At 69.0% G+C, this 19,562-nt stretch carries 15 protein-coding genes; 11 read left to right on the plus strand and 4 right to left on the minus strand.

Annotated features, from left to right (window positions below):
- From ACJ8AT_RS32590 to ACJ8AT_RS32615, 6 genes are all read left to right on the plus strand, one after another.
- On the plus strand, window positions 1-330 hold a 330-nt coding region (locus tag ACJ8AT_RS32590), incomplete at its 5' end, for a hypothetical protein (protein ID WP_407741850.1).
- A 48-nt stretch (window positions 331-378) separates the two neighbouring features.
- Entirely contained in the window at window positions 379-1,032 is a 654-nt protein-coding gene (locus ACJ8AT_RS32595) for a hypothetical protein (protein ID WP_407741851.1), read from the plus strand.
- Window positions 1,033-1,063: 31 nt separating this feature from the next.
- On the plus strand, window positions 1,064-2,692 hold the full coding sequence (locus ACJ8AT_RS32600; protein WP_407741852.1) for an ATP-binding protein: 1,629 nt from the start codon (window positions 1,064-1,066) through the stop codon (window positions 2,690-2,692).
- 271 nt (window positions 2,693-2,963) lie between these two features.
- Entirely contained in the window at window positions 2,964-4,268 is a 1,305-nt protein-coding gene (locus ACJ8AT_RS32605) for an immunoglobulin-like domain-containing protein (RefSeq protein ID WP_407741853.1), read from the plus strand.
- Window positions 4,269-4,425: 157 nt separating this feature from the next.
- Window positions 4,426-5,976, plus strand: a complete 1,551-nt coding sequence (locus tag ACJ8AT_RS32610; RefSeq protein ID WP_407741854.1) for a hypothetical protein — start codon at window positions 4,426-4,428, stop codon at window positions 5,974-5,976.
- Window positions 5,977-6,085: 109 nt separating this feature from the next.
- Window positions 6,086-7,843 (plus strand): hypothetical protein, encoded by a 1,758-nt coding sequence (locus tag ACJ8AT_RS32615; protein WP_407741855.1) that lies wholly within the window; start codon window positions 6,086-6,088, stop codon window positions 7,841-7,843.
- Here ACJ8AT_RS32615 and rtcR read toward each other — a convergent pair.
- Window positions 7,819-9,492, minus strand: a complete 1,674-nt coding sequence (gene rtcR, locus ACJ8AT_RS32620; protein ID WP_407741856.1) for an RNA repair transcriptional activator RtcR — start codon at window positions 9,490-9,492, stop codon at window positions 7,819-7,821. The two genes, ACJ8AT_RS32615 and rtcR, sit on opposite strands and share 25 nt — an antisense overlap.
- 142 nt (window positions 9,493-9,634) lie before the next feature.
- Here rtcR and ACJ8AT_RS32625 point away from each other — a divergent pair, with 142 nt between their 5' ends.
- Both ACJ8AT_RS32625 and rtcA read left to right on the plus strand, forming a co-directional pair.
- Entirely contained in the window at window positions 9,635-10,864 is a 1,230-nt protein-coding gene (locus tag ACJ8AT_RS32625) for an RtcB family protein (RefSeq protein WP_407741857.1), read from the plus strand.
- A 95-nt stretch (window positions 10,865-10,959) separates the two neighbouring features.
- Window positions 10,960-11,976, plus strand: a complete 1,017-nt coding sequence (gene rtcA / locus ACJ8AT_RS32630; RefSeq protein ID WP_407741858.1) for an RNA 3'-terminal phosphate cyclase — start codon at window positions 10,960-10,962, stop codon at window positions 11,974-11,976.
- A 42-nt stretch (window positions 11,977-12,018) separates the two neighbouring features.
- Here the strand turns inward: rtcA and ACJ8AT_RS32635 are convergent, their stop codons facing one another.
- Window positions 12,019-13,233, minus strand: coding sequence for a nitrate/nitrite transporter (locus tag ACJ8AT_RS32635; protein ID WP_407741859.1), 1,215 nt, complete (start codon window positions 13,231-13,233; stop codon window positions 12,019-12,021).
- A 159-nt stretch (window positions 13,234-13,392) separates the two neighbouring features.
- Here ACJ8AT_RS32635 and ACJ8AT_RS32640 point away from each other — a divergent pair, with 159 nt between their 5' ends.
- From ACJ8AT_RS32640 to ACJ8AT_RS32650, 3 genes are all read left to right on the plus strand, one after another.
- Complete coding sequence (locus ACJ8AT_RS32640) at window positions 13,393-14,490, plus strand: hypothetical protein (RefSeq protein ID WP_407741860.1); 1,098 nt, start codon at window positions 13,393-13,395, stop codon at window positions 14,488-14,490.
- 194 nt (window positions 14,491-14,684) lie between these two features.
- Window positions 14,685-16,166 (plus strand): serine/threonine-protein kinase, encoded by a 1,482-nt coding sequence (locus ACJ8AT_RS32645; RefSeq protein WP_407741861.1) that lies wholly within the window; start codon window positions 14,685-14,687, stop codon window positions 16,164-16,166.
- Window positions 16,167-16,409: 243 nt separating this feature from the next.
- Entirely contained in the window at window positions 16,410-17,519 is a 1,110-nt protein-coding gene (locus tag ACJ8AT_RS32650) for a Kelch repeat-containing protein (RefSeq protein ID WP_407741862.1), read from the plus strand.
- Between the two features lie 10 nt (window positions 17,520-17,529).
- Here ACJ8AT_RS32650 and fghA read toward each other — a convergent pair whose 3' ends face one another.
- Together fghA and ACJ8AT_RS32660 are read right to left on the minus strand one after the other, a co-directional pair.
- Window positions 17,530-18,381, minus strand: coding sequence for an S-formylglutathione hydrolase (gene fghA, locus ACJ8AT_RS32655; protein WP_407741863.1), 852 nt, complete (start codon window positions 18,379-18,381; stop codon window positions 17,530-17,532).
- Window positions 18,378-19,490, minus strand: a complete 1,113-nt coding sequence (locus tag ACJ8AT_RS32660) for an S-(hydroxymethyl)glutathione dehydrogenase/class III alcohol dehydrogenase (protein ID WP_407741864.1) — start codon at window positions 19,488-19,490, stop codon at window positions 18,378-18,380. The genes fghA and ACJ8AT_RS32660 overlap by 4 nt, the downstream gene beginning before the upstream one ends.
- Between the last annotated feature and the right edge of the window lie 72 nt (window positions 19,491-19,562).

The following is a 19,562-nucleotide window of genomic DNA, read 5'->3' on the forward strand; positions in this document are numbered from 1 at the left end:
CAGGCGCTGCGAGCCCAGGCCACCATGTCCGTGCTGCTGATGGGCGTGATTCCGTTCTACACGGCGTGGCTGCTGGGGACGGTGGTGGGCGTGTTCGACAATCCGGGCGCCGCGCTCTTCGCGGGCCTGGGCCTGCCGTTCGCCGTGGGCCTGCTGGGCATCCGCGCCGTGTACCGAGGCTTTTGTGATCTGGCCGAGCACCTGCCCATCACCCACAAGCGCCGGGGCCACTTCCTGCGGCGGCTGGTGCTGTGCTGGGGAGGTGTCTACACGGTGGTGGCGCCGGTGGCCCTCTATCGGCTGGGCGAGGCGCTCGGCGCGCGGCTGTGAACCCGCTCAACCCGCTGAACCCGCCGACGAGGCGAGGAGGATCCTCCCATGGGCGTCGTGGAGACCTGCATCCTGTATCTGTTGCTGGGCGGCGTGGTGGCGGTGGCGCTCGTGCTCCGGGCCGAGGGCAAGGGCCCGGGCTCGCGGGCGCTCCTCTTCGTGGCCGGAGTCTTCTTCTGGCCCGTGTACGCGCCGTTCCTGCTCGCGCCGGTGCGTCCGGCGGGGCAGCCAACTCCTCCGGCCCGAGCCGCGCAGTCCCGGCTGCTGGCGGCGGTGGGGCAGGTGGAGGGGCTCGCGGCGGACGTGCTGCGCCCCGAGGTGGCCCGGCTGCGCGGGCTGGTGGACGCGGTGGGGAAGATGGAGGCGCGGGTGGCGGAGATGGACGCGCTGCTGGCAACGCCCGAGTTCGACAAGGCCGCGGCCTCCGAGCAGCTCGAGGCCCTGTCCCGGCGCGGCCTGCCGCCCGAGGATCCGCGCGTGCAGAGCGTTCAGGCGCGGCTGCGGAACATGGAGCGGCTGGCGGCGATGCGCGAGCGGACGGCGGCGGACCTGGAGCGAGTGGTGCTGCAGCTGGAGGAGATGGGCTCTCGGCTGCAGCTGCTGAGGTTCGCGGGGAGGCCGGACGCGGAGCTGGTGGAGCTGCTCCAGTCGGTGGCCTCCAGCGTGGAGGAGGTGACCGAGGGGCTGCTGGCGGCGGGCTGACGGGCTCGGGTTCTGTCAGAGTGCGCCTGGAATGGGGCCTCTCTTCGCCTACAGCCTGGTGCCCGTCGTCTCGGTGGCCTTGCTGCTGTGCTTCACCGCCATGCTCCGAGCGCGGAATGCCCGGGGGCTGGCCTTCTACTGTCTGACGGTGGCGGCGTGGAGCGGCACGCTGCTGATGCTGTGCATGCCACGTACGGCGTGGCTGGGAGAGCGCCTCGTGTCGATGGGGACCTTCACGGCCGCGGGCTTCCTCCACGCGGCCTACAACGTCACGGGGCAGCGCTCGTACCGGCTGGTGGCGTTCGCCTATCTGGTGGCGCTCGGGCTGGTGGCGCTCGGCGCGGTGGAGCCCGGGGTGCTCTACGGGCCGCTGGCGATGACCCGAGGCCCCCTGTTCTGGCCGGCCATGGCGCTGGCGGTGGTGGCGGCGACGGTGCCGCTCGTCCACCTGGTGCGCGCGTACCGGGTGGCTCCCGCCGAGCGCCGCCCGTTGCTGCGCGGGGTGGGGATTGCCGGAGTGCTGACGTACTCGGGAGGCATCACCAACGCGCTGCTGCTCTCGGGCGGGTATGCGCTGCCTTTTGGCATGTACCTGGTGCTGGGCGGGCTGCTGGTGCTGGCGCAGGTGATTGGCGGGCACCAGGCGGAGAGCGAGCGGCGGCTGCTGGAGCGCAGCCTGTTGTACTCGGCGCTGGCGGCGGTGCTGTCCGCGGGGTTCCTGTTCGGAGTGTTGACGCTGATGGCGGGGAGCGGGCAGCCGTTCCTGCGCGAGTACCGGGTGGGAGCCTTCTTCCTGCTGGCGCTGGCGGCGCTGGCGTTCGAGCCGGTGCGGCAGGGCTTCCAGGAGTGGCTGGGGCGGCGGCTGTTCAAGGGCCGGGCGGCGGCGAGCCAGCTGGCCGAGGAGCTGGTGAAGCAGGAGGAGCGGGCGGATCAGGCGGCGCGGCTGGCGGAGCTGGGGCAGTTCACGTCGGCGGTGGCCCACGAGGTGCGCAACCCGCTGGGAGTGCTCGCGGCGCACCTGAAGCTGCTGGAGCGCAAAGGGACGGATCCAGAGGCGCTCACGGCGATGCGCGAGCAGATAGACAGAGCGAGCCACTTCGTGGACGAGCTGTTGCGCTATGGCCGCCCGAGGCCCCTGGAGCTGCGGCGAGTGGACCTGCGGGCCACGGTGGCGCTGGCGTACTCGACGGCGCGGCAGGGGTTGGGGGCGCTGGCGCCGGAGGCAGTCTTCGAGCAGCCGGAAGGGGAGGGGCTGGAGCTGGAGGCGGATCAAGCACAGCTCTCCCAGGTGTTGGTAGTGCTCCTTGAGAACGCCCTGCTGACGCTGAGGGACGTGCCGGCACCGAAGCTGCGGGTGAGCTGCACGCAGGCGGGGGAGCGGGTGCGGGTGGTGGTGGAGGACAACGGGCCGGGAATCGCGCCGGAGCTGTTGCCGCGCCTGTTCCAGCCCTTCGTCACGGGGCGCAAGCGCGAGGGGCCACGGCCTGGCACAGGGCTGGGGTTGGCCATCGCGCGGGGAATCGTGGAGCGCCACGGTGGGCGTATCTCGGCGGGCCGCGCGGAGTGGGGAGGCGCGCGCTTCGAGGTGGAGTTGCCGAAGGCGCAGTCCGTGCTGGCCGCCGCGACAAAAGATCGAGAGGCTGCTGCGAACCCTCTATGAGGAAAGGGTACACCCCCAAAGTAGTGTTTATGACGCGGGCTGTTGTAGCCATGCTGGCCGCCGCTGTCATAGCGGCTCTGATGGTGACTCCCGCGGTGGTGTTCGCCTGCGATTGCAAGGGGATGACCTGGACCTGGCGGCGGCACATTGTGGACGTCGACCATGTGGGCTCAGACAGCATCACCAATCCCTACCAGGGAGATACGTCCTGCGCGGCGTCCCTACCCACGATGTCCCGGAGCTGAACAGCGCGCTGGCGGTCACTCTTGGGGTGCAGTCCGATTATGGGGAGGGCGATCTCGGTGTCTTCGCCGAGTTGGTCGCCGCAGACGGGAGCGTCGTCTCGAGGACCGTGGTCTCCGCGCCCGCTCGCGTGGGCGTCAACGAGGTGGAACTGCGCTTCCGCGCGGAGGACATCTACCGGTCGAGGGCGGACGGGCCCTATACCCTGCGTAATGTGCGGCTCCTAGACGAGCGGAATGCTCCGCTGCTGAGCCAGGAGATCGAGCTGGCCTACACGACGCAGGCCTACTCGTATCTCAGCTTCGCTCCCACGCTTGGGACACCGGCTGTGTTCCTCGAGGGACCGTTCCGTGTCAGTGCCGGTGACACCCTGCTGCTGACGGCGACGGGGATCGATCCAGAGGGGGAGCCGCTCAGCTACGCGTGGGATCTCAATGACGATGGGAATTTCGAGATCTCGGGGCAGTCGGTGCCTTTCACGACGTCAAGCCAGGATCCGGCCGGGCTCCGGACAGTCCGTGTGAGGGTGGTCGATCCGGCGGGGAATATGGCTGTCGGTGAGACTCAGGTCGAGGTGTTCCGTGGGAGCACGAACCGGCCGCCCGTGGCGCGCTGCCATGATGTGACGGTGCCGGCGGATCCAGTGTGTGGGGCGAGGGACTCCGTGGATGACGGCTCGTACGATCCGGACGTGGGGGATACCTTCCAGTGTGTGCAGACCCCCGGGAAGCCTGACTCGACGGGAGCGCGACGGGTGACGCTGACGTGCACGGACGCCGCAGGCCTGTCGTCCTCGTGCGAGGCGACGGTGACAGTAAAGGAGTGGGGGCCGCTCACGCTGGCGCTCAACGGGGACAGCGAGATGACGCTCGAGTGCGGTGTGGACACCTGGAGTGATCCTGGCACGCAGGCGTGGGACACGTGCGGACCTCTCGACGTGCACCGGTACAACTCGGGACAGGATCCATATGGGCCGGGCCCCAACGTACACGCCGAGGGGACCTACTCGGTCCAGTACATCGCCTGGAGTGCCACTGGGCAGACGGTGAGCGCCCTCCGGACGGTGCACGTGGACGATCGGACCGCTCCAACGCTGAAGTTGAAGGAGCCTGATCACATGACGCATCAGTGCGGCAGCGCGTGGGTGGACCCAGGAGTGGAGGCGACGGACGCGTGCTACGGCGACGTGGCGCCCACCGTGGTGCGAGCAGGGGACTATGTGAATGGCTGGGTGCCGGGCGTGTACACCGTGCGGTACCTGCTGACGGACAGTGGAGGCAACAGCGCTCCGCCTGTCACCCGTACCGTGGAGGTGGGGGCCTGCCCCTGGTGAGGCGCTGTTAGGCTTGAACTCAGGGCTCGGACGCTTTCGACCCCTGAGCACGTCGAGGGTGACGGGCACCCAGCCCCGAGGGAGTGCAGTGGCGAATAGGAGGGGCCACGCACCATCGCGGGGCCTCAACGCGCCCGAGGAGTGCTACCTTCCTTCCATGTCCCGCTGGTTCAACACCGCTGGCCCATGCAGGCCGGACTACCACTACATGCTCCCGGCGATGCGACGCCTGCCGGAGGTTCGCCGCCTCATCGATCAGGAGGGTTACTTCGTCGTTCATGCTCCTCGACAGGTAGGCAAGACGACGGCCCTGCTCTCGCTTGCCCAGGAGCTGACCTCAGAGGGGCGTTTCATTGGCGCTCTCCTGTCCATGGAGGTGGGGGCCGCGTTCCCGGAGGACGTCGGTGCCGCTGAAGCCGCCGTGCTCGATAGCTGGAAGAGCGCGGCGCGTGCCCAGCTCCCACCCGAATTGTGTCCGCCACCTTTCACGGATGCACCTGCGGGCCGTCGCACGGGGGCCGCCCTTGAGGCCTGGGCCCAGGCTGCTCCGAAGCCCTTGGTCGTCTTCCTGGATGAAATCGACGCGCTCCGTGGCGACACGTTGATCTCCATCCTCCGTCAGCTCCGAGACGGCTACCGCAACCGTCCTCAGCTCTTCCCCGCCTCGCTTGCGCTCATCGGTCTGCGGGATGTGCGTGACTACAAGATGGCCTCGGGCGGCAGCGACACGCTCGGCACCTCCAGCCCCTTCAACATCAAGGTCGAGTCCCTCACCCTGCGCAACTTCACCCGGGACGAGGTGGCCGAGCTCTACGCCCAGCACACCGCCGATACCGGGCAGCCCTTCCTCCCCGAGGCTGTCGATCGGGCCTTCTACTGGACGCAGGGCCAGCCTTGGCTGGTTAATGCCTTGGCTCGGCAGATCGTGGAGAACCTGGTGCCCGACAGTGCCCAGGCCCTCACCGCCGCCCATGTGGACGCCGCCAAGGAGATCCTCCTCCGCCGCCAGGACACCCACCTGGACAGCCTCGCCGAGCGCTTGAGAGAGCCGCGCGTGCGCCACATCCTCGAGCCCATCCTCGCCGGGCTCACCCTAGGCAATGTGCCCGAGGATGATGTGCGCTTCGCCCAGGATCTTGGCCTGGTGCGTATGGCGGAGGCCGGGGGGCTGGAGGTCGCCAATCCGCTGTATCGCGAGATCGTCCCCCGCGTGCTGGCGAATACGGCCTTTGCCTCGCTGCCGCAGCAGCCTGTCACCTGGCGGCGCGCGGATGGACGGCTGGACATGGACCGCCTCATGGAGGCCTTTCTCTCCTTCTGGCGGCAACACGGCCAGCCCCTGCTGAGCACGGCGCCCTACCACGAGGTCGCGCCGCACCTGGTCCTCATGGCCTTCCTGCACCGTGTGGCCAACGGCGGCGGAACGCTGGAGCGCGAGTACGCCATCGGCATGGGGCGCATGGACTTGTGCCTGCGCTATGGCCCCGACACGCTGGCCCTCGAGCTGAAGGTGTGGCGCGACGGCGAGAAAGATCCGCTGGACGAAGGGCTGAGGCAGTTGGACGGCTATCTGGCGGGCCTGGGGCTCGACAGCGGCTGGCTGGTCATCTTCGATCGGCGCAGCGGACAGCCCCCGATCTCCGAGCGCACCCTCGCCACCCGTTCCCTGACGCCCGCTGGGCGCCGTGTCGCCGTGGTGCGCGCCTGAGGGACGGGGCTGAACGGTCAGGCCCGCGGCTCTTTTCCAGGCTGTGCGGGGAACCTTTCGTCATGATCCGAGGTCGTACTGGCCTCCGCAAAGAGACGGAAGGAGCAACATGCGTCACAGCACCCCGTGGATCCTGGCTGCGCTGCTGAGCACGTATGTGGCGCAAGGCGCCGAGAACAAGGGGGAAGGGCGTTCGGGGGCCCTGTCGCTCAAGACCGAGCGGGTGGTGGTCTTCAAGGACGGGTATGCCCTGCTCGTGAAGCAGGCGGAGGCCGTCGCGGACTCGCGGGGCGTCACGTTCACGGAGGAGGTGCCGGACACCGCCGTGCTCGGCACGTTCTGGGCCTGGAGCGACCACGGGCCCGCCCTGCGCTCCATGCGCGCGGAGTGGCGCGAGCAGGAGGTGGAGCGAGAGGAGCGCGGCACCTGCACGGACCCGGCCTCCATCCTCGACGCGAACCCCGGCAAGCGCGTCACCGTCGAGCTCGAGGGCGCGACGCTGACGGGGACTGTCGTCCTGATTCCCATGACGGCGGCCTCTGTTCCCGAGCAGGAGAGCTCCGCGCGCCCGGCCCCGCTCGGGTCCGCCAGTGTCGTGGTGCCCCCCGCGCTGGGACAGGTGATTGCCCTCTCCGTGCCCGAGCGGGGGACGGTGGTGCTCGCCGGGAAGGACATCCGCCGCGTGTCCGGCGCGGAGCTCTCGCTGGAGTGCAAGAGGAAGGTGCGAGTCACCGAGCGGCGCAAGCGGCTCTCGTTCGACTTCGGGGCCGAGGCCGCCGGGAAGGCCCTCTCGGTGCGGCTCGTCTACTTCACGCCGGGCCTCCGCTGGATCCCCACCTACCGGCTCGAGACGAAGAAGGCGGGAGAAGGAGCACTCGCGCTCCAGGCGGAGCTCGTGAACGAGCTGGAAGACATCCGTGGGGCGCCGTTTGATCTCGTCGTGGGGGTGCCGAACTTCCGCTTCCGGGACATTGCCTCTCCCCTGTCCCTGGAGAGCGTCCTGCGCAACGCGCTGACCCAGGCGGCGCCCTCGCTCATGAACTCGGCGGGCCCGATGGACAACGCCCTGTTCACGCAGCGCGCGGGCGAGTGGCGGGGCGGTGCAGCCGGTGACGAGCAGGGCGACGCCCCACGGATTCCGGACTTCGGTGGGCCGGCCGAGTCACCCGACTTCTTCATCCACCCGCTCGCGGCGATGGAGCTGCCCAAGGGCTCGCGCGCCGTCGTCCCGCTGTGGCGCGAGGACGTGAAGACGCAGGATCTCTACACGCTGGATGTGCAGGTCCACCGCAACGAGGGCGACGCGGACACCGTCCAATACGGGAACTCGAGGAGCTCCATGGGGAGTCCGTCCCCGCTGCGGCTCGCGCGGGCGGAGGTGTGGCACCAACTGGAGCTGAAGAACGGTACGCAGTACCCGTGGACCACGGGCCCGGTGCTGGTGATGCGCGAGCAGGTGCCGCAGGCCCAGGAGCTGCTCACCTACACGCCCCGAGGGGGCGACACGCTGGTTCCGCTCACGGTCGCCACGGACGTGCGGGCCCTGCACGAGGAGGTGGAGCTGGAGCGCAAGCAGAACGCGCTGCAGAGCAACCGGAACAGCTATGCGCTCATCCGGAAGAAGGGGACGATCACGTTGACGAACCCGCGCGCCGAGCGCACGCCGCTGCGGATCCGGCTGTCCACCGGGGGCAAGGTGAACGAGGTGACGGGCGATGGCCGGGCGAAGGTGGATGATTTCCGGCCCGAGGACTGGGGTGGCAACGGGCTGGCGGCCGTCAACAGCCACAGCGAGATCGAGTGGACGCTCACGCTCGAGCCGGGCGGGCACAAGACGCTCACCTATGAGGTCAGCTTCTGGCGCTGAAGGCGAGAGTCAGCCTCCGCAGCGCGTCCCGAGACATCATCCCAGTCCAGCCCGAAGCGGGTGAGGTACTTCTTCAGCCGGTCCGCGTCGTTGGTGCTCTGCTTGCGCGCGCGTGACTGCGCGAACAGCACGCGCCCGGCCTCCGAGAGCGAGCGCGACTGCCGGCACACGGCGATGGCATCCGCGAGCTGCACCCGATCAAACCGGTCCAGCTCCGCCGCCAGCTCGGCACCCAGCACCTCCGCCACCAGGTCCACCGAGCTCGCGGTCGCCGCCAGAGCTGGGCCCTTCGTCCACTGCGCTCGCAGCCGGGTAAGCTCCTCGTCCACGTCCTCCCGCGTAATCCGCCCTCCAGAGGCCAGCGTCGCCATGCGCAGCACCGCCGCATTCAGGTCCCGGAAGTTCCCGCTCCAGCGGGCCTCGGGCGACGTGGCGAAGCGCAGGAAGTGCTCCTGCGCCTCCTTGTTCATCGTCACCCGCAGGCCCAGCTCTTGCGAGGCCTGGTCCAGCTCGTAGAGCAGGTTGGGAGGAATATCCTCGGGGCGCTCGCGCAGCGCGGGCAGCCGGAACGTCCACAGGTTGATGCGCGCCAGCAAGTCCTCTCGGAAGCGCCCGCGCTCCACCTCCACCTGCAAGTCCCGGTTCGTGCCGGCGATGAGCTGGAAGTCGCTCTCCACCTCCTTGTCCGAGCCCACCGGCAGGAAGCGCTTGTCCTCCAGGGCTCGCAGCAGCATGGCCTGCTCGTCCGCGCCCAGCTCGCCAATCTCGTCCAGGAACAGCACGCCCCCGTTCGCCTGCCGCAGCAGGCCCAGCCGGTCATTCACCGCTCCCGTGAACGCTCCCTTCACGTGCCCGAACAGCGCGGACATGGCCGCGTCCCCGCGCAGCGTCGCGCAGTTGAGATCCACGAACGGCCCGCTCACCTGCCTCCGCGCCTTCTTCAGCGTGTAGATGCGCCGCGCGAGCTGGGACTTGCCCGCTCCCGTGGGCCCCGTCATCAGCAGCGGCGCCCGAGACTGGATGGCCACCTGCTCAATCCGCTCGATGAGCCGGTTGAAGGCGGCGTTGCGCGTGTCGATGCCCGCCTTGAGGAAGGACAGGGCCTCGCGCTGCTCCTGCTCGAAGCGCGCCGCCAGCTTGTCGTACTTCGACAGATCCAGATCGATGAGGGTGTGGGCCCCCACGCCGCCCAGCCCCTTGTCCCGTGCCGCCGGCGGCGAGGTCTGCACCAGCCGCCCAGGAAAGTGCCGGCTCTCCACCAGCAGGAACATGCAGATCTGCGCGATGTGCGTCCCCGTGGTGATGTGGACGAGGTAGTCCTCCTGCTCGGGCTGGAACGGATAGCTGCGCGCGTAGTCGAGCAGCGCCCCGTACACCTGCTCCAAGTCCCACGGGTTCTGGATGTCCACCACCGCGCCCCGCACCTCCGTCTCTGGAGACACCTGGCGGATGTCCTCCGTCACCGTCGCCGCGAGCACCCTCGCCGAGGGCGGATAGAGCAGCTCCAGCCGGTTCACCAGCAGGTCCTCCTGCTGGCACAGCGCCACCGTGGGGCGCCACTTCTCCCACCGCCTCGGCCCCTGCCCCTGATCGAGCACGGTCCCAAGCATCCCGAACACCACCGTCCTGCGCGCCTGAGCCTTCGCCATATGGATAAGGACTTTATCTCATGGGATAGGAAACCAGCCAGCCAGGAGAGCGCTCCCCTCGGAGAGCGGGTTGGCATGCCGGCTGCTCTACCGCCTCGCGTGCCCGGCACATGGGTTGGGCGAACAAACGGAAGGCAAGGCCATGCAGCGCAACTACGAGGTGCTGTCGGACGAGTCGGGGAAGAACCCCATCAAGGCGTGGACGGTCGGCGTCCCCTTCGAGGACGAGGCGAAGAAGCAGCTCAAGAACCTCGCGGGCCTGCCCTTCATCCACAAGTGGATCGCCGCGATGCCGGATGTGCACCGCGGGTACGGTGCCACGGTCGGCTCCGTGGTGCCCACGGTGGGCGCCATCATCCCCGCGGCGGTGGGAGTGGACATCGGCTGTGGGATGATCGCGGTGCGCACCACGCTGCGCGCCGAGCAGCTCCCGGACAACCTGGCCCCCGTGCGCTCCGCCATCGAGCGCGCCGTGCCGCACGGCCGTACCGACAACGGCGGCCGTAACGATCGCGGCGCGTGGCAGGACGCACCCGCCCTGCACCGTGAGGCGTGGGCTCGGCTGAAGCCCGGCTATGACGCCATCCTCGAGAAGCACCCGCGGCTGGGCCGTGGGCCGGACCTGGGCCACCTCGGGACGCTCGGGACGGGCAACCACTTCATCGAGCTGTGCCTGGACGAGTCCCAGAACGTGTGGGTGATGCTGCACTCCGGCTCGCGCGGGGTGGGTAACCGGATTGGGAGCCACTTCATCGAGCTGGCCAAGGAGGACATGCGCCGCTTCTTCATCCACCTGCCGGACGCGGATCTGGCGTACCTGCCGGAGGGCACGGAGCACTTCCAGGACTACGTGAAGGCGGTGGAGTGGGCGCAGGACTACGCGGCCACCAACCGGCAGCTCATGTTGGACTCGGTGGTGCACGCGCTGCGGGCCTCGCAGCTGCTGCCGGCCTTCGGGCTGACGGACGCGGCGGTGAACTGCCACCACAACTACGTGGCGCGCGAGCACCACTACGGGAAGAATTGCTTCGTGACGCGCAAGGGCGCGGTGCGGGCGCGCGAGGGAGACCTCGGGATCATCCCCGGCAGCATGGGGGCGCGCTCGTACATCGTCCGCGGGAAGGGGAACCCGGAGGCGTTCGACTCGTGCAGCCACGGCGCGGGCCGGGTGATGTCTCGCGAGGCGGCGAAGAAGCGCTTCACGCTCGAGGACCACGCCAAGGCGACGGCGGGGATCGAGTGCCGCAAGGACGTGGATGTGATTGACGAGACGCCGGGTGCGTACAAGCCGATTGACGCGGTGATGGCGGCGCAGGCGGACCTGGTGGACGTGGTGCACACGCTGCGTCAGGTGGTGTGCGTGAAGGGTTAGGGGTATTCGAGGCGCCCGCTCCCTCCGAGACCGACTCCATCGGTCGCTAGGTTGGGGGAGCGGGCGCCGCTATTTTGGACGCCGAGGGACTTGCCATGGTGCGCATTGACGGTTCGAAGGGAGAGGGCGGCGGCCAGGTGCTGCGCACGTCGCTGGCGTTGTCGCTGGTGACGGGCACGCCGTTCCAGATGGTGAACATCCGCGCGGGGCGGCAGAAGCCGGGGCTCTTGCGGCAGCACCTGACGGCGGTGAAGGCGGCGGCGGAGGTGGGCGCGGCGGAGGTGGCGGGGGCGGAGCTGGGCTCGCGAGAGCTGACGTTCCAGCCGCGGGCGCTGTCGGCGGGGAACTACTTCTTCGCGGTGGGCACGGCGGGGAGCGCGACGCTGGTGCTGCAGACAGTGCTGCCGGCGCTGATGGTGGCGAGCGGCCCGTCCACGCTGGTGCTGGAGGGCGGGACGCACAACCCGCTGGCGCCGCCGTTCGACTTCCTGGAGAAGGCGTACCTGCCGCTGGTGCGGCGCATGGGGCCGAAGGTGGAGGCGGTGCTGGATCGGCACGGCTTCTTCCCGGCGGGAGGAGGGAAGTTCCGGGTGAAGGTGGAGCCCGCGCCGCTGAAGCCGTTGACGCTGCTGGAGCGGGGGGCGGTGAAGCGGCGGCAGGCGACGGCGCTGATCGCGCAGATTCCGTTCGACGTGGCGAAGCGGGAGCTGGCCACGGTGGAGCAGGAGCTGAAGTGGAAGCCGCACGAGCTGCGGACGGAGGAGCTGAAGCGCTCGCAGGGGCCGGGCAACGTGCTGTGGCTGGAGGTGGAGAGCGAGCACGTGACGGAGGTGTTCACGGCCTTCGGGGAGCGGGGCGTGAGGGCGGAGGAGGTGGCGGGCAATGCGGTGGAGAAGGTGAAGCGCTATCTGGACGCGGAGGTGCCGGTGGGCGAGCACCTGTGCGATCAGCTCCTGCTGCTGCAGGCCCTGGCGAAGGGCGGCACGTTCCGCACGCTGCCGCTGGACGGGCACGCACAGACGCAGCTCGAGACGTTCAAGCACTTCCTGGACGTGAAGGTGGACGTCCGGGAGGTGTCACCCGAGATGCGCGAGGTCGAAGTGCGCGGATGAGCCAGGTCCGGGTACTCCTGCCAGGCGACGGTCAGCGGCATGTCAGATCTTTGCCGTCGTCATGGCGGCGCTGCCCCAGGTGGTGCGCCAGCGCGCTTTCACGGCCGTGAGCCCCACCAGCGCGATGATGGCCAGGCCCGCGAAGAGGGTCAGGCCGAGCTGGTACGAGCCCGTGAGCTGCTTCGTGTAGCCCAGGCTGGCGGCGAGATAGAAGCCGCCAACGCCGCCGGCCATGCCGACCAGCCCGGTCATCACGCCGATCTCGTGGCGGAAGCGCTGCGGCACGAGCTGGAACACGGCGCCATTGCCGGTACCCAGCGACAGCATCGCGCACACGAACACGACGACCGCGGCGACCGCCGACTTCAGCCCGAAGCTGGCGGCCAGCAGGAACAGCGCGGCGAGGAAGTACATCATCGACAGCGCGCGGATGCCGCCGATGCGGTCCGCCAGCCAGCCGCCGAATGGGCGCACCAGCGAGCCGGCCAGCACGCAGGCCGCGGTGAAGTAACCCGCCTGTACCGGCGACAGGCCGTACTCCGAATTGAAATAGATCGTCAGTGACGAAGCCAGCCCCGAAAAGCCGCCGAAGGTCACGCTGTAGAAGAACATGAGCCCCCATGCGTCCCTGTCTTTGAGCACCTGCAGGTATTCCAGCATGGACTTGGGCGCTGGCGCTGAAGGCGCATCCTTGGCGAACACGAGGTAGACGATCAGGGCCACGCCGAGCGGAAGCAGGCACAGGCCCAACACGTTCTGCCAGCCGAAAGCGATCGCCAGCGACGGCGCGAACAGCGCGGCGAACGCGGTGCCGGAATTGCCCGCGCCGGCGATGCCCAGCGCTGTGCCCTGGTGCTCGGGCGGGTAGCAGCGCGACGCCAGCGGCAGCGCCACCGCGAAGGCTGCGCCCGCCACGCCGAGCAGCAGGCCGAGCAGCAGCATGCTGCCGTAGCTCTGCAGCGTGCCCAGCCAGGCCCACAAAAGGCCGCCGATCACGATGACCTGGCCGATCACGCCAGCGCGCTTCGGCTTCAAATGGTCGACCAGCACGCCCATGGCGATGCGCAGCAGCGCGCCAGCCAGCAGCGGCGTGGCCACCATTAGGCCTTTCTGCGAAGCGGAGAGGCCGAGATCCTTCGCGATCTGGATCGCCAGCGGCCCGAGGATGACCCAGACCATGAAGCTGAGGTCGAAGTAGAAAAACGCGGCCAGCAAAGTCGGCGTATGGCCGGCCTTCCAGAAGGAAGTCTTCTGCATGGATGCTCCGGTGAGGTGAGTGAGGTGGATCCCACCCGAAAATTCGGACTTTAAATGAACCGGGAAGATCCGGCGGGTGCCTCGTTCCTTGTCCAGACCGCGGAGCTGCTCCCCTCGATAGGGGGCACTCCCTTCCGTTTTCTCTGTCTGGAGGCACTTATGAAGAACTGGTTCATGTTCGCTGTCGCTGCATCGCTCGTCGCCTGTGGTCCCCAGGAGTCCGACTCGCTGCTCGCGGAGGGGGCCAGTGGCTCGGCCGATCCGGGCTCGGCCGTCGCCGTGGGCAAGCCCGTGCCGGTGGCTCCCCCCGTTCAGCCCGGCGTGACGATGGGCTCGGAGCTCCCTCCCAAGCCGCGGCTCTCTCCGGGGATGCGCTCCGCGGCTACCACCTGGACGGTGAAGATGAGCGCCACCTCCTCCTATCTCTGGCCCACGCAGTACACCACGCTCACCGCTACCGCGAGCGCGGACGTCGGCCCCACGCCCTATTACATCCGCATCTGGGATGGGCAGTCCGGCACCTTCGTCGCCAGCTGCGGCGCGGGCACCACGTGCTCGGCCTCGGTGACTCGGCCTACCATCACGTTCACTTCGTTCGTGGCCCTCATCGAGGACTCGTCGGGGTACCTGCAGGCCTCGTCGTTCGACTATGACGTGTACTGGCACGGGGGCGAGCTGGCCCTGTCCGCCACCAACACCGTGGCGATTGGCTCCAGCGCCACGGTGACGGCCACCACCAACCAGGACGTTGGGCCTTCACCGTTCTACGTCGAGATCTTCGACGCCACGGCCGGAACCCTGCTCAAGAGCTGCGGCTTTGGCACCTCGTGCAGCGTCCAGGTCAGCCAGTCGGCGGCCAGCACGCACGCCTACAAGGCCTTCCTCTCGCAGAGCAGCGCCACCTTCCCGCCGGCAGGAGTCCAGGAGTCCACGCCGCTCAGCTACGTCACCTGGGCCACCCCCGGCTGGTCCGTCAGTCTGAGCGCGCCCGCGACTACCTCCCCGACGGTGACCGTGACGGCCACCACCAACGCCAACGTCGGCCCCACGCCGTACTACATCCAGATCTACGATGAGGCCGGCACGCGGGTGGGGCTCTGCGGTTATGGCACCACCTGCTCGGTGCAGTTCCAGCCCAACGCAGGCAACAGCCACCTGGTCGCGTTCGTCGCCCCCTCCAGCACGACGATGCCGCCTGCCGATGCGCAGGCTGCCTCCAACACCGTCACCGCCACGGTGATCCCCACGCCTCGATAAGGCAGGCGCCTCGCTCCAGGCCATTCACCTACATGGTGGTGGCCTGGAGCAGTATGTCGGCAACTCACTTGCAGCGGACTGGTATCGACTTCTGATTGGTCAGAACCCGGGGCGCTTGGCCCAGGGGGATCGAGTAGACTGCCAGGGTTTGAATTCCTATGCCGACCCAATAGGTAGGCATCAGAATCATTCCCATGGACTCCAGCCCCTCTTCCCAGGAAGTGGATCCCGCCTACTTGCCGCCGGGCACTCGCGTAGGTCCCTGGTGCGTTCGAGGCTGGGGTGGACGGGGGGCCTACGGCACCGTCTACCGGGTGGAGCGTGAAGGCCACGAGCAGGACGGCTCGTTTGCCCTCAAGCTGGCCCACTTCTCCCGAGATCCGCGCTTCACTCGCGAGGTGGAGCTGCTCTCGCGCATTCAGCACCCTCATGTGCCCCGACTGAAAGACCATGGCGTGTGGCACCACCGCTCCGGCGCCTTCCCGTACGTGGTGATGGAGTGGATAGAGGGCACGCCGCTGTACGAGTGGGCCGAGGGGCACGACCTCACGGGGCGCCAGGCGCTGCGAGTGCTGGCGCAGATGGCTCGGGCGCTGGAAGCCACGCATGCCGCCGGGGCTGTGCACCGCGACGTCAAAGGCGACAACATCTTGGTGCGGCTGGCGGATGCACACCCCTTCCTCACGGACTTTGGGGCCGGGCACTTCCGAGGCGCGGCCACCCTCACTTCTCGGCTGCTGCCTCCCGGCACCGCCGCCTATCGCAGCCCGGAGGCCTGGGCCTTCGTTCACGCCTTCGCTCGCCACCCCACGGTCCACTACCCGGCCAGCGCTTGCGATGATCTGTTCGCGCTGGGCGTCACCGCGTACCGGCTGGTGACGAGGCTGTACCCACCCCCCACGCACCCTCAGGAGAGGGACGCCGAGGTGTGGAGGGAAGGGGGGCCCGGGCCTCACGCGCCGCGGTTGCTCAATTCCCAAGTGGGGCCGGAGCTGGACGCGCTCATCCTTCGCCTGCTGTCCATCGCTCCGGTCGAGCGGTTCAATGGCCAGGCTCGGGAAGCCGCCGAGGCGCTGGAGCAGGCCGAGCGCAGCGCGGGGCCCGAGGCGGACCTGCCCCTGTTTCCCAGAGAGGCTTCTTCTGCTACCGCCGCGAGAGCCGCGAGCCCGAGGCCCGCCGCGAGCGAACCGCCGCCCGCACCTCGCCCTGCCCGAAGCGCAGGGCCAGCCCCCATGCGTGCGCGTGCTCCTGCTGCCGCGCCCGCTCGGGTGAGGCGAGTCGTGCTGGCTGCATGTGTGGTGCTGCTCGCCGCGCTGGCAGGGATGTCATCGCATCAGGGGCCGCAGGAGGCGCAGCTCCTCCGAGCCACGGATGCCTGCGAGGGTGGCAGCGCCGCCGTAGGGGACAGCGGACTGGATTTTCCCATCGCCATGCTCTCCACCGAGCTTCCGGACACATGCATGCCGGTGGTGGGGCTGCGCATGCCCGACGGCCCTTTTCCCGGCCAGCGCACGCCCCCGTGCTCCAAGGGAGGCGAGGAAGAGATTCGTGGAGGGTGCTGGTACGGGCTGCGAAATCTTGCGCCCCCGTGCAAGGACGACGCCTACGAATGGCAGGGGGCCTGTTACCTGCCTTCCTACCCTCCACGACGCCGATCCACGTCGGGATCGCCGTAGCGCAGCGCTGAGGTGCAAACGCGAGGCAGGGGTTTCCAGGCGCTTTCACTCACGGCCACACCTGTTCATGTGGACTTGTTCCAGTTTGGTGGCTCTCCGCTGGCTGGTGGCGCATGGCGCAAACCTGTCTGACTGTCTGACAGGTTCTGGAAGGTTGCAGCCAGCAGGGACTTCCTCGTGGGCTCAGGCTCAGGCTTGCCCACCTTGAGTAAGGGAGCCACACAATCCGGTTACGATGCGGGCATGTCCCGCACTCCACCCCCCACCGGGCGCGTCCCGTATTCCGGCATCTGGCTCGAAAGCTTCAGCCTGACGCCCGTTCCTGGCGGTGCGCTCCTCGCTGGCGGACAGGAGTGGCACCCGGATGGCATCGGAGCCACGACTCGCGTGACCGGCGCGGCGTCGTTCTTCGACGCCTCGAAGCAGGAGTGGATCCCACTGCCGCCACTGCCCTTTGCCCGTCAAGACCATGCGGCGGTGGCGCTGAAGGATGGGCGTGTGCTCCTCGTGGGAGGGCGTACCCACGAGAACCCAGAGCTGAAAGACACCGTCTCCTGGGAGCCCGACACCCGGCGCTTCCGCGAGGGGCCTCCGCTCCTGGAGGCGCGTTCCCGTCCTGTCGCGCGTGCGCTGCCCGATGGCTCGGTGCTGGTGCTGGGCACCGAGTTCGATGACGACCTGGAGCGCGGCACCCGGGCGGAGTTGCTCCGTCCCGGAGCCAGCGCCTGGGAGCCCGCGGGGCAGACGGTGCGCATCTACCACGTCGGGCCCGTGTGCCTGAGCGGCCAGCAGGTGATCATCGCGGGAGGCCGGGACAACGGCATGGGCTTCGCCATCATCGAAGGCACGCACTACGCGCCGCCGCTCGAGCAGAGCACCGAGCTCTGGGAGCCCGAGGGCCGCACCTGGCGGACGGCGGCAGGGGCGCTCCTGGAGCCACGGGAGGAGGCCCAGGGCGTCACGCTCTCGGATGGACGCATCCTCATCGTCGGCGGCTGGCACCAAGGCCAGCTCCTGACCACCGCGGAGCTGTGGGATCCGCGCACCGAGCGCTGGAGCCCCGCGGGCTCACTCTCCACGCCACGCTCCAGCTTCGCGCTGACCGCTCTGCCGGACGGACGGGCGGCAGTGTCTGGCGGGCTCGGTTCAGGCCCCTTCGAGGCCACGAAGTCCGTCGAGCTCTGGGATCCCCAGAGCCACACCTGGTCCGTGGGCCCACCGCTCGCGCAGGCCCGCGCGGGTCATCTGCTTGCCCCGGTGGGCCCGGGCGTCTTCCTGGTGGTGGGCAACTACCGTCCCACCCCCGAGGCGCCTCCCGAGACGACCTGGGAGCTGTGGCAGCCCCTCCCGTGACGATAGGCCCTCACGCATTCAGTGCCGCGGCGTGGTGGCGCAGGTGGTCCTCCATGAAGGTGGAGACGAAGTAGTAGCTGTGGTCGTAGTCCTCCTGGGTGCGCAGCGTGAGGGGCTGCCCCGCGGCCGCGCAGGCTTGCTGGAACAGCTCCGGGTGGAGCTGCTCCGTGAGGAACTTGTCCCGAGTGCCCTGATCCACCAGCAGCGGCGGCAGGGGCGCGTGCTGCTTGCGCAGCAGCTCGCTGGCATCCCACTCCTTCCAGGCCTGCGAGTCCGCGCCGAGGTACACGCTGAACGCCTTCTTCCCCCAGGGGCTCTGCATGGGCGCGGAGATGGGAGCGAACGCGGACACGGAGCGGTAGCGCCCGGGCTGGCGCAGCGCGCAGACGAGCGCCCCGTGGCCTCCCATGGAGTGGCCGAAGATGCCCTCCCGGTCCTCGCGTGCGGGCAGGTTCGCGTTCACCAGCGCCGGCAGCTCCCGGGTGGCATAGGTGAACATGCGGTAGCGCGAGGACCAGGGCGCCTGCGTGGCGTCCACGTAGAAGCTGGCTCCCACGCCAAAGTCCCAGGACTCGCTCTCGCCGGGGAAGCCCGCGCCCCGAGGGCTCGTGTCCGGCGACACCAGCATCACCCCCAGCTCCGCGGCCGCTCGCTGCGCGCCCCCCTTGGCGAAGAAGGTCTCCTCCGTGCAGGTGAGCCCCGCCAGGTAGTAGAGCACCGGCACCTTGCGCGTGGCCGCCTGGGGCGGAACGTAGACACCAAAGCGCATCTCCCCTCCGCAGGCCTCCGAGGGGTGGCGATAGAAGCTCAGCGTCCCGCCAAAGCACCGTTGCTCGGACACCAGCGTCAGCGGAGCCGTCATGAGTACTTCACCACGCTGCGGATGGACTCGCCCCGGTGCATCATGTCGAACGCCTCGTGGATGCCCTCCAGCGGCATCGTGTGGGTGATCAGCGGATCGATCTGGATCTTCCCCTCCATGTACCAGTCCACGATCTTCGGCACATCCGTGCGCCCGCGCGCCCCGCCGAACGCCGAGCCCTTCCACACGCGCCCCGTCACCAGCTGGAAGGGCCGCGTGCGGATCTCCTGCCCCGCGGCCGCCACGCCGATGATGATGCTCTCGCCCCAGCCCTTGTGGCAGCACTCCAGCGCTTGCCGCATCGTGTCCACGTTGCCAATGCACTCGAAGCTGTAGTCCGCGCCGCCCCGGGTGAGCTCCACCAGGTGCTTCACCAGCTCGGAGCCCACCTCGCGCGGGTTCACGAAGTGGGTCATGCCCAGCTTCTCGGCCAGCGCCTTGCGCGCGGGGTTGAGGTCCACGCCGACGATCATGTCCGCGCCCACCATGCGAGCGCCCTGCACCACGTTCAGCCCAATGCCGCCCAGGCCAAACACCACCACCTTGCTGCCGGGCTGCACCTTCGCCGTGTACACCACCGCGCCGATGCCCGTGGTCACCCCGCAGCCGATGTAGCAGACCTTCTCGAAGGGAGCGTCCTCGCGGATCCTCGCCACGGCGATCTCCGGCAGCACCGTGAACTGGGCGAAGGTGGAGGTGCCCATGTAGTGGTGGAGGCGCTCCTTGCCGAGCCGGAACCGGCTGGTGCCATCCGGCATCAACCCCTGGCCCTGCGTCGCGCGGATGGCCTGACAGAGGTTCGTCTTGCGAGACAGGCAGTACTCACACTGCCGGCACTCGGGCGTGTAGAGCGGGATGACGTGATCGCCCTGCTTCACCGAGGTGACGCCCGGCCCCACGTCCACCACCACGCCCGCGCCCTCGTGGCCGAGGATGGCGGGGAAGAGGCCCTCGGGATCCTTGCCGGACAGCGTGTAGTCGTCGGTGTGGCAGACGCCGGTGGCTTTCAGCTCGACGAGCACTTCGCCGGACTTGGGGCCCTCCAACTGCACCGTCTCGATGCGCAGAGGCTTGCCCGCCTCGAACGCGACCGCCGCACGAACGTCCATGTCGTCTCCCCTCAGCGGGGCCTTCCCGGCAGGGGAGGCACCGGGAGCCGACTATAGGGTGAGGGCGGGCGC

It is taken from the genome of Hyalangium sp., assembly GCF_045802625.1.
In the GTDB taxonomy this organism is placed as follows: Bacteria; Myxococcota; Myxococcia; order Myxococcales; family Myxococcaceae; genus Hyalangium.